Below are 1,469 nucleotides of genomic sequence, written 5' to 3' on the forward strand. Positions count from 1 at the left end.
CAAGTAGACAGGCGAAATAAATAAAGAATTCTATATAGCTTGGTTACACATTAGTAATCAGGCTTTTACTTTGTTTTGATTTTATCTCATCCCAATAACGCTCTATTTTTAAATTAGTTGGAATTGGATATTGTTCTGGTTTGTTAGCTTGCAATGCATTTGTTCGTACTTGATGTGGAGTTTGTCCTTTATATCGTTTTTGTGGTCTTTTATGAATGTAAAAATACATATATTCATCAAATATTTCAAAGAAAGATTCAACGCTATTTATATCATAAAGGATCGCGATTTCATCTTTTATAATCCCTTGAAATCCTTCCATTGGTCCATTATCAATGCAACACCCGACACGCGACATGGATTGGATGAAGTTATCTTCTTTTAACTGCTGTCCTACTACTTTACGTGTATATAGCGCTCCTCTATCACTGTGAAATAACGTTGACTCCCCATAATGGTTTTCTAAAGCCATTTCATAACTTTTTTGAAATAAACTAGTATCATTTCTCAAACTCAGACTATAACCAATCGGATAGCGATCGTACAAATCTATTATTGTACTGATGTAAACTTTTTTAGCAGTTCCTGGAATTTTATATTCTGTTACATCTGTACACCATTTTTCATTTGGTCTTGTAGCCTCAAATTCTCTAGCTAGTTTATTTTCTGCAGTAACTTCTGGCGTACTTCGTTTCCATTTACGTTTCTTGTTTCGCATTACAGAATAAATTTCGTTAATACACATTAAACGTGCTATGCGTTTCACATTATAGTTCGCTTTCAGTCTGTTGTTAACTTCTATAGTCATTCGATAAGATCCATATAAACCATTTAATTCTTCATGTATTGTATAGATTGTATCTAGGACCTCCTTATTCTCTAATTCCCGTTTATTTATCGGTTTATTGATCCATTTATAATATGCAGCTCGGCTAATCTCGAAAAAGCCACACATCCATTCTATGGACCACCCTTCGTCATCGTGAAATTTTTTAATCACTTCATAAATGTTGATACGTTCCTTTTTTAGTATTGCTATTTGCTTATATTTTGGAAGATGTTCTATCGCCGCCTTTCTAATTTCTCCAGCTTTTTTAATAATGCATTCTCTTTTTCAATTCGCTCAAGTTTACGTTCTAGCAATAGTATTTTTCTATTTTTCTTTTCATCATCACTTAATTCCTCTTCAGCCTTTCGCTTACCACGACGATCTTCAAGTGCCTTATCACCATCATTAAGATACTTGTTTACCCATGAATACACTTGAGAGTAATTTACTTTATAAATACTTGCTGTTTCTTTGTAATCTTTATTGTTGCTTAGACAATATTCAACAATCTCTTTACGTTCTTCAATAGTCGTCTTTCTTGATTTTGTCATGTATACCTCCGGTTTAGGTTTATAATCTTTTAATTGTTCACCTTTAGTATACATTGTAACCCAATTCGCAACAGTTCGGAATGATGGAA

The 1,469-nt window shown here is 32.8% G+C and carries 2 protein-coding genes; both read right to left on the reverse strand.

Translation table 11 applies throughout. The features are described from left to right. Positions 1–43 precede the first annotated feature (43 nt). Positions 44–1,102 (reverse strand): IS3 family transposase, encoded by a 1,059-nt coding sequence (locus M2098_RS11530; RefSeq protein WP_348521995.1) that lies wholly within the window; start codon positions 1,100–1,102, stop codon positions 44–46. Next, positions 1,063–1,469, reverse strand: a 407-nt coding sequence (locus M2098_RS11535; protein WP_280684637.1) for a helix-turn-helix domain-containing protein, incomplete at its 5' end; no start/stop codon positions are given. The genes M2098_RS11530 and M2098_RS11535, both read right to left, overlap by 40 nt.

It is taken from the genome of Breznakia sp. PFB1-19 (assembly GCF_029893935.1).
GTDB classification, from domain to species: Bacteria; Bacillota_I; Bacilli_A; order Erysipelotrichales; family Erysipelotrichaceae; genus Breznakia; species Breznakia blatticola.